The following is a 10,193-nucleotide window of genomic DNA, read 5'->3' as shown; positions in this document are numbered from 1 at the left end:
AAGATTAAGTGATAAACTCAAGCGAAGGTTTTCCAAAGCAAGCTTGGGCAGTACTAATGAGTTGCTTTCTTGACGGAACACTACTAGTCAAATATCTTGGATATTGACTTAAGATACAGTTCCATTATCTCGTCGTCATCCAGGTCTTTGGCTCCGATCCGAATGACTTCGTAGCCGCTGGCTCTAAGTATTAGTTCTTGCCTTCTATCCAGGTCTATTTTCCCTTGCCCTTTGCCCTTATGATAAGTGTAGCCATCGATGTAGATAAGGAGTTTTTTATCAGGATATGCAAAATCTGCGATGGTCGTCGTATTTGAGATGGTTACCTGGTATTGAAGATTAGGATCTGGAAGCCCGAACTCCCTAACAATGTTAAGGAACTTCGCCTCGGCCGGCGACTCTAGGTTCCCATCAGAAGTCTTCTCTCGCCTGGTGCCCGGTATTTTCACCACTGTGGTAGCCCCTGCAGTTTGTATGAAGTCAAGTACTTCGATTGCTTTCTTCCTATTGAGAACTGAATGGTAGGGTTGATTCCAGAAGCTCAGCAGGCACCTGTAACAGGCAGCCTTGCAATCGCAGGAATCGAGAAGTGTCCTTGCGGTCTTCATTACACTTTCTCTGTACTGGAACAACACCTCAATGTACCCCGAGCCCCCTGGTACTGTTTCGAAGAAAGTGACGTGGTAGTTCTCTTCAAGCCCGTTTATGAAGCTATCAATTTCACTGGTGCTAATATCCAGGTCAATAGATGCCCCCACCTTCATCGCTTCCATATAGTTGGCTGCCTCTTCGAAGCTTTTGAAAGGGCCCACAACCATTACATCAGACACGAATTCTGCGTGAATGCCTCTCCTATACTCGTTGAGTCTTTCTCCTTGAATATGTTTGTTATGGACGGCTTCCAAGTGTCTTTTGAAGTGATCTTTCCCATTAGGAGTATTCTCTTCTATCACCCCACATTCGGGACAAATATAGAAACCATAGCCATAGTTAGGTGTATCGCGTTTCGAACCAACGTTTATGAGGACAACTACGTCTTTTCTCCTGAAAGAAGTAATCATTCCATCAGACTTGGCAGTAAATCCTCCCAGGTGATTTCCCTTAACGATTCCTCTTATGTCGTAGCCCATAATGACTCTACGATTCTCACTATCCCCGGGCCTGCCTTCGAGAGTCAACTTGGGGTCCGTGAGGTGTATTGAATCAAGCTTCAACTGAGCTGGGTTATCGAAAGAAGGTTCATCGGGTTTTTCAGGCATTATGGAGTCTTCGACTATGATGAATCTCTGCCTAAAGCCCGCCTTTGTGTCAGCGTTGTAGAAGTTATACCGTGTCGGTCGGTACTTTTTCCCTACTGCGTAAAGCCTGGAAAGCGGTGCAAATTCCCTTAGAGCGATATTGTAGTTTCTGTCGATTTCAACGAAACCTTCGTTGTCCAGGCAGCGGGCAGTAACGTGGCCTTTTGCGAGTGAATAACCGGGGAAAAACCCATACTTGATCAGAACGGAGATCGTATAGAAATCACTGACTGAGTTCTCACCGCCTTGTGGGTGCATAAAGGCATTCAAGTGCTTTGTAATTGAACTAAGTTCTCTCGAAGTAGAACCACGTCTAAACAACTCGGCCCTTTCGTTTATCAGGAAAATGAGATCGTCGCGTATGTGAATAAATATCTTATCAAGCTGTTCCGGAGAACCGTTAATTAGAAAGTCTTCCAGTTCTCCCTCCACCGACTCCCTTAATGTCTTCAAAGCTTCAGATGGCCAGTACTTGAAGAAACGCTCTAACTCTTCTCTGAGAAGCTCGTAATGTCTGTATATCAGTTCTTTCAGGGGTTTAGAGAAACCAAATAGGTTCTTAAGCGTTTCAGCTGCATTATCCGCAAACAGGTCTATCCCGTTGAAGAAGGCGTTTATGTAATTAGGAAGATAGGCCTGCATTAATGCTTTGTCTTCTATATTCGTAATGCTGTGAAGTTTTGTCGTGATTGCCGAGTGACAGTGTTTAGCAATTAGCGGAATATTCACCATAGAGAAGGCTGGAACCTTTATCTTTCCTGTAATCATCTCTTCTGGTCTTGAAAAGAAGTACAGATCGTGGGAGCTTCGCCCGCAGTATGCAGTAACGACCGCTATCCTGTGTCTCCTTCCGGCCCTTCCAGCTCGCTGATCGTAATTTGCTGGAGTTGGCGGTGCATTCCTAAGAAGAACCATATCCAGTTTCCCTATATCCACTCCCAGTTCAAGTGTAGGAGTCGCCACAATGCAGTTTACCGTTCCATTCTCATCTTTGAATTCCTTCTCGATTCTCTCCCTTTCGGGTCTACGAACCTGGCCGGAATGTTCAAAGGCCTTCAGACTTCTGATCTCTCTGTTTGATAAGTGTCTCTTGACATTATAATCGTCCGTATCGACTGATACATCAGTTAATTGACCATCACAGTTGTGCCTGGGGCAAACCAAGCCGGGCGTCTTTCTGAAGGTTCTCGTACCACACTTTTTGCACTCGTAAAGATGAGGAAGATCATCGTCTTCTCTCTTAGGCGCCTTAGTGAAGTAAATGGCCTCGCTGTTTATGGCGAAATGTGAGTCCTCGCGTTCGACTAGCACCCTTTCATCCACCAAAAAGCTCCACAGCTCCTGGAGGAAATCATCTGCGAGATCCTTCTTTTCCGGAAATGCCTTCTTTATAAACCTCTGATAATATGAAGTCCCACTGTTTGAAATCCACCATTTGAGATTGCTCTTGCTATTGTAGGTAGGGGCATTCAGGATGTAAACTTCGGGGCCAAACCACTTACTGAGGTTTATATAACCGCTAGCAACTCGGGGATCCCGGTTTGTTATTCCGAGAAGCGTATGGCTTATACCTGTGTTGACTCTCATATGGTCTAGAAGATTTTCAATTATTGCCAGTATTTCTTCTACAGGGGCTCCGAATTCTTCTGCCCAGTGTTTCACGAATTCCTTGCTGCTAACTACATTCCCGTAAGTAAGCTTAACAAGCCCAAGGTTCTCAAGGCTTCCACGTCTATAGCGGGGCATAAAGAAATCTTCTAGAAGAAACCATTCTACAGAATCTTTGAAGTAATTAGGCCTCATTGCATTTTCAACTTCAAAGTCTCTGTATTCACCCTTCTCACGAATGCGTTCAGCTATTTCTCCAGCCAGTTCATCGCTTGTGTATGCTCGGCCCTCTTCTAGAACAGCGTAGAGATAGTCTCTGAGCCTAAACCGTTTCGACCTCTGATTTATGAAGGCTGCCTGGAAGGCGGCCTCCTGCCGGTTGTCCGTGAATACGAGAAGCTTTGCCGCATCTTTGGAAACAGAATTTAGCATATTCTGAGCGAGAATGAGAATGTCTAAAGCTTCATTTGACACAGAGGGCATTAGGTTCGAGGATCTATCCTCCTCATCATCTTTCCCGAGCGAAACACCACAGGAGAGGCATCTGAGCCGTGCTGCAATTGGAACCTTCTTCATTTGAATAAGTTTGTCTGAACCACAAAGAGTATTCATACATTTCTGCACAGGTGCTTCGTGGACGGTCCCGCATTTCTCACAGACCCATACATTTTGACTGAGGTAGGCCTGTTCGTCCCCGGTAATTACATCTGTAAGGAGAACCATCCGGCTTTCTTCAGGCTCATCCCCCATACCAACGGGTGTGTAGAAAGTGACTCCTTCAGCCTGGTTAGCAGATGCCGAGGGAATGACAAAGTAATGCTGGCCACATCTAGCACAACCGTAAAGGCTGAAATAGTAGTGATCCTGAAGCTCATCTATATCGTTCAGTATTATCTGTCTCTGGCCATCTACAAATGCAACCTTCAGGTTTTGAATGCCCCTTACGAAGAAGTGGATCTTCGGGCGGAGTAAAGGTTCGTTGTCTTCTTTTACTATGAGCCCGGCAAGTAGATAGGAGTATATCTCCGCCGCGAGAGAATCATTGCCAGCATCTTTCCTCCCAGCTAACTCTCTGATTCTCTCAACAGCCTTTTCCAGAAGCGTGGGCTTGCTGAAAAGCTCCTGCAATTCGCTTATGATAACGTTCTTCTTCAATATCGTGTAAGCGTTGTCTTTGTTTATGGTCTTGTAAGTCAACTGTGTCAGCAGTTTGTAGAATTCCGGCCCCGGTTCTCCATCTTCAGGAATCTGAGAAACCTCATATACCATCTCCTTTAGAATCTCTCCCGGATCCCTTGAAAACAGCGGAACGTATTCATCCGGTTCTCTTTCGAGCTCTATGTAAGACTCGGTTACAAGCCTAATATAGTCTTGTTCAACACCAAAGAGTCTTGAACCGAAGCGTTTTACTACCGTTTCAGGTTCTTCGTCACGAGAGGCAACCGTCGCAGAGGTGCCAATGAAGGTGATGTTTTCCGGATGCGGAACAACGAGCTTCAGTCTTCTCAGGAGACAGGCCACTTCCGAGCCAAGTTCTCCGACATAACTATGCACTTCGTCCATAACGATGAACTGCAAATCGGAGTCTCTGAAAATATCTAGATCCTTGTTTCGAAGAAGCAAATGCTCAAGCTGAGAGTAGTTTGTGAGCATTATCTGGGGAGAGTTTTCACGGATCTCTTCTCGACAGAGCCGCTCTTCCCAGGGCGCCAGTGTACCCTTTATGACCTCTTCGAGCTGCTCTTCCGTAAACCTCACCATATTTGCGGGTCTCCGGATATTCGAAGGAAGGGTTTCAGGAGTATCTCCGGTGTATCTTGCAAACGTCACGCCGGTTCCTGCAAGCATCATTCTGAGTCGTCTTAGCTGATCATTAACCAGGGCGTTCATAGGGTAAATAAGGAGCGCCAGCAGTTTCTTCTCCTGTTGTTTCTTCGCACGATCGATTATTGGCAGGAGGAAGGACTCGGTCTTTCCGGAGCCGGTACCTGTTGAGACTATGGTGTGATGTTTGTTTACAATGCTCTCGGCCGCTTCTTCCTGATGCTTATGTAAATTTTCGTATGTGAAAACTGTATTCAATACCGGATCAAGGTTGAGCGCTTCCGTGAACTCTTTTATGCTTTTGCCTTTTACGAAAGGGCGATTTAGGTAGATGTATGGTCCATTAACCAGGCGAGACCCTCTTAGAAGATCATAGGCTATTAGATCCTTGAGTTGGTTCTCCAAGCCTTCATCTGCGATATTCAGAGTGCTTATAAGAAAATCTGTAAAGCTCTCGAAGGTCTCTTTACTGAAGACGACCGGGTTAATGGACATAGGATCACCTCAATATTATTCTGTATTCTTGATCAGATTCCTTAATGAAACAAGAACCTCATCAATACAGATGTCCTCCTTGAAAGAGTTTCGGTCTATATTCTTCGAAGTACTTCAAGGCCAGGTCTCTGGATAAGTAAGTCCCATACTCTCTTTCCTGCTCTCGTTTCTCTATTGGGAATGTTGTGAAGATATACTTCAGGTCCTCATAGTCAATGCCGTAGAGATGGGAAGCTATTGCATCTAGCTGAGCCAAATAGTCAAGTCTCTCTTTCTCATTCCACGGACGGGGTTCTATCTCGTAGCCCATATCCTTCACAAACGGTTCCATATCATAGGAGTAGTTCACACACTTCACAAGCCGTCGGATAACGGAATCTTCAAGGCAATCGTCTCCAACATCCAATCCTGGGAGTTCTCTGAACTTCGAAGGATCAGGTACCGGCAGCTGATAGAGTATGAAGAAGTTCATATGCGTGCCTTGGATCTTCTGTCTCAAGATATAGTCAATTGTATGAGTGATCGAGGATAAGTAGAAGCTAGGACCGATATTACCGTCGAAGAGAATAATAGGAGCAGTATTTCCAAACCCCACCTTTGGCATTATCGATGAAATCAATGTTCTTTCATTTGTTGCGTTTGTGATATCTCTAAACGCAACTACCCACTCTCTGTCCCACTGCTTGGCAGCATAAAAAGCCTTACAATCGCTCTCCTTAACAAAATACCTTGTCCTAGGGAAAAACCACGGATCGGATTTCTCCTCGGCAGTGCAATTTGTACCATTTCCGTCATCTGCTATGTGGTTGTAACGGCTATCAAGAATGTAGAAAGTCTTACCCTCGCAAAGGGGGACGTATCTTTCTTCGTCTTTCTCGTAGTAGATCCAGTTCTTCTTATAACCTCTTCCTATAAGCTCCTGCTCTCGAACGAACTTGTCGGAGTCGTTTGACATATGGAATTGAGTGGAGACTTCTATATCGTAAGGGTTATCCGTCTTACCGTCTTTGTACTCCCTCAGAAGAATCTTGCTGTTTCTATATATCTTAAGCACAAGGTCCATATCTCTCTGCGAACTGAACACTGGAGCAGTTCCGGTGTTTGGGTTGACCAAGAGCAGGTCTTCAGCTGATAGCTTCAAGAAGCTTTTTGTATAGAGCTGATCGGGGTCTCGCAAGACAAAGAGCATCTTCGACTGTTCCGTGTGCCCGAATACTATAAGACTAAATCTCATTCTGGAGTCTATGTTTTTGAATATGCTACCGTTAACAAAATCAGCTAATGAGGAAAGCAATTTATTTTCGACAACATACTTGAAGAAGATACTGTTTCCCTTGTCTGTCGCAATTCCTGTTGGAACTATCACGCCCGATCTGCCTTTCTCTTTTCGCATCTTAAGGAAAAGCTCGGCGAAGAGCTGGTAAGTGTTTAGTTCGCCTTTGCCTGTCAAACTGTATAGAGTTCTATTAGACACGTAATTGCCTGTGGACGAGTATTGCTCCAATTCCTTCATATACGATCTGAACAGCTCTGGGTTACTTGTCTCTAATCCTGCTATAAGTGCCCGTCTTTCATTAGTCTTCTTGCTGGAATAAACTTGAAGGTCCTTTCCTGCGAAATACTCTCTTTCCTTAAGCTTAAGCACTTCCCAAGGCGGGTTACCAATGACCGCGTCGAAACCCCCTGCCTCGAAGACATCCGGAAATTCGAGTTTCCAGTGGAAGAAACGTCGCTCTTGGCTTATCCTTTCTGTCCAGTATATGTGTTCAGAGATTTCCATAAGGACAGATATGCTATCCTGGTTTTTGTCTATTCCCTGGTAGAGATCCTGAAGCTCTCCGGTTGTCAACGGAAGGACTCCGTCAAGTTCATTTGCGAACCACTGAGCTAACCAAACATCAGCCTTAAGCTTCTCTATTTCATAATCTCTGTTCCTAAGGAACTGCTCTTTGTAAACCTGTTCCTTGGCAAAATAATCTTCTGTTTCTCTTCCAGCGACATCTATCTGGTGTGAGACTCTTGCGAGCTCACTCGTTATTCTTGCAAACTCATTGTCCGGAGAGTCTGTAAGAGAGAACATAGAATGTTGTCTTTTTAGATCACTTTCCTTGCTAGTCGGTCTGTACTGAGAGTTAATTCTTTTTAATCCGGATAATTCGGCCTTCCATTCTTTACTGGCGTTCCCCGAAGCCTTGTACACCTCTGGGGATATAACGCTTGTATCCTCCCAGCCGTGAAAGACCCCCACAAGAGAGTTGCCACACTTCAGCTTATGATCGAGGAATGTAAATGGCTTGTCTTTGGAGAAGGTATTAAGCCAGAGAGACATCTTCGCCAGTTCCACTGCCGTTGGGTTTATGTCCACCCCGTATATACAGTGTTCAACAACGTTCCTTCGTGCGAGGATCTCTCTGTCTGAATCTGGAATCTCAGTATTTTTGCCCTCTATTTCCCAGGCCTTCAAGAGCTTCTCCGCGACGAAATTCGTTGCCTGTACAAGAAAGGCTCCCGAACCCATAGCAGGATCGACAATCTTCAGAGAAAGGATCTCAGAAGAACTCCTTGCCCTGTCTTTCTCTTCATCCATACACAGTGGTCCAAGCGTCTCCTTAACCAGATACGTTGTCAGCTGCTTTGGAGTGTAGTAACTCCCGCTAGACTTTCTGGCACCGGAGGATGACATATAATAGGAACCCTCCGGTATGAGCCTTTCATCTTCCGGAGCTAGTATCACCCCATATTTGGCTACCCTTGCCTGTATCGAATCATCTGTAGCATCGGTGAACGAATCCGGAATGTTGCTTATCTTTGAATCGACCTCTTTCAGTAGCGCTTTTATCTCTTTTGGTGTACGTTTTTCCAGCTCACTAAGAGGAAGAACGAACTTCTCCTTGGCTGTAACCACCAGCGGTTCGCTTGCCCGGGAAACGGTGTATCCCAGGAGTCCTTCATATACGTATCCTATCTGTTCGACGTCTATCGCAGCATAACTTAGCCTGAGGCCTTTCATATACAGCAGATCGTGGAGAATATCCCTTACGCCTCTGTTGTTAAGTTTAATTCTCTTGAGCAGAGGCAGAATCTCGTTGGGCGAGAATAGGTCACCACCGTGAGCAGTTATCTTCAGCTCCTGGTGATCTGAGCCGTAATAGATCAGGTTGAATAACGCAAGCATCCTGTACCAGGCATCATATCTGTAGGAAGCAACAGAGTTGAAGTCCGTCTCTCCAAGGAAACTCCTCTCAGTCTCGAGTGAATTGGCTAGATGGATTAGGCCATAGTTGTCATCGTACTCGGGGAATCCGTGAGGAAGCAGAGAATTCTCCTCGGCGTACAGTATGAAGACTAACCTCATAACGACCTTTATCACTGCTTCGTATATCTTGTCCGGCTCGACGTCTATTGCACTCTGGTTTGTATAATCGAGAATCCTGTTAATGACCAGATAGACCTGATCGGCCAGAGCGTCAGTAACTTCAGCTTGCTTCTCGTGGCTTTCCTTGACTATGTTGTAAAGACCTTTCTTCTTGCTTGGAAGGAGGGTCCCTGCGTTCAGGAGATTTCTGAAGGCCTCGAAGGTTGATTCTTCTTCAAGCCAGTCACTTTGCTTCCAGGATATGTATGCTGCCGAAAGGCCTTCCTCAACGAAAAACAGTCTGAACTCATAGCCGTTAGTGAGAAGCCCCAGAGGGCAGCCTGAAAGTCTCAGCAACGTCTCGAATTTTATGTGTTCACTCGCCCGCCAGGTTCCGCTGCCAACTGGCTTTCTCTTGTCAAGCTCATTGTATTTGTCCAGTGTCTTTATTATGAAGACCGGTGTTTTTCTATCGTCAGATAGGAGAACAAAGTCGGAAGTGAGTTGCTCATCGTGATCACTTTCCTTGACTGAGAAAGCCGAGACATCTCTTCCGAATTTCCAGTTGTTTGGATCGTGAGCGAGAATATCGAAAAGAAGGCCCTTAACCAGATCATTAACAGAGAAGCTTTCGCTGTTGAAGCGGTCAATAAACCTTCGGAGTCTGAAGAGTTCGTCCCTGGTGATTCCCTCTGTCTTCTCGAAGTGATCGCGATAAATGACTTCAGAGACCAGCAGGCCCGACATCTTCAGAACGCCAAACCAGTCGAATTTGGTCTTCATTGTTGTGCTCATCTGATCATCTCCTCGGGAATGAGGAAGCAGAGGGCGACTACATTGACCAGGGGATCACCTTTGAGTGTGTATTTCTCTTCTATCTTCTTTGGAATCCCCTCAAGCTGGGATTTAAGATATTCCTGTCTGTTCTTCAGAAGACGGATGTCTTCGGAATACTGCATCTGATCTTCGAACATCGTTCCTTCGTATCTACTTAGCTTGATTATCGTCTTGTCTATCTCTTTCGCTCGTTCCTTTATCATTTCCAGAAGTGTCGTCTTCTCGGTTGAGGTCACTTCTTTCAATTCTCTGTTGAGTCTGTCTTTCCAGTTACGTTTGAACTTCTCTACATTATCCTGTATTGCTTTCTCATTCATCTTCATTACCTTTTTCAGGGCGGGGACGAGCGAGGAAGCCCTCTGGTTAAATACTGCAAGAGAATCGAGATGATGGAGGCTTGAAGTATCCGAAACCGGGAGGAACTCCCCCTGCTCGAACCTTCCGCCAATGACATCCACTTCTTCAACAAGTGGTTGTGAGAGCTTGTTTATCGCAAGAGCCCTAACATACAGAAGCACGTGAGGAACATCCATCTTCCCTGAAGGAACTACCTTGCAGGTTACCTTGTTCAGTTTTTGGTTTGTGCCTTCAATCCCCCTTGACCATATGTTTGCTCGGAAGTACGTTATGGCCTTCTTCACAAGTGGATGGTTGGGATGAAGGTGCTGGGCCTTGGCTCCAGTTGGCGGTACGAAGGATAAGAGTCTTGTTCTACCGTCCTGGAGAATATATTTTTGAAGCTCTTTCCAGCCCTCAGGCAGTCTCTCTATCTTGTA

The 10,193-nt window shown here is 45.5% G+C and carries 3 protein-coding genes; all 3 read right to left on the bottom strand.

What is annotated here, in order from left to right:
* Window positions 1-83 precede the first annotated feature (83 nt).
* Window positions 84-5,225: a DEAD/DEAH box helicase gene (locus B3K91_RS02905; protein ID WP_292593971.1), complete on the bottom strand. Its 5,142-nt coding sequence runs from the start codon at window positions 5,223-5,225 to the stop codon at window positions 84-86.
* A gap of 61 nt (window positions 5,226-5,286) precedes the next feature.
* Window positions 5,287-9,375: an Eco57I restriction-modification methylase domain-containing protein gene (locus tag B3K91_RS02900; RefSeq protein ID WP_292593970.1), complete on the bottom strand. Its 4,089-nt coding sequence runs from the start codon at window positions 9,373-9,375 to the stop codon at window positions 5,287-5,289.
* The coding region (locus tag B3K91_RS02895) for a hypothetical protein (protein ID WP_292593969.1) at window positions 9,372-10,193 on the bottom strand (822 nt) is incomplete at its 5' end. The genes B3K91_RS02900 and B3K91_RS02895, both read right to left, overlap by 4 nt.

This window comes from Mesotoga sp. UBA5847 (assembly GCF_002432735.1).
Lineage (GTDB): Bacteria > Thermotogota > Thermotogae > Petrotogales > Kosmotogaceae > Mesotoga.
The sequence above is the reverse complement of the archived record's forward strand: the minus strand, read 5'-3'. Positions and strand labels throughout refer to the sequence as shown.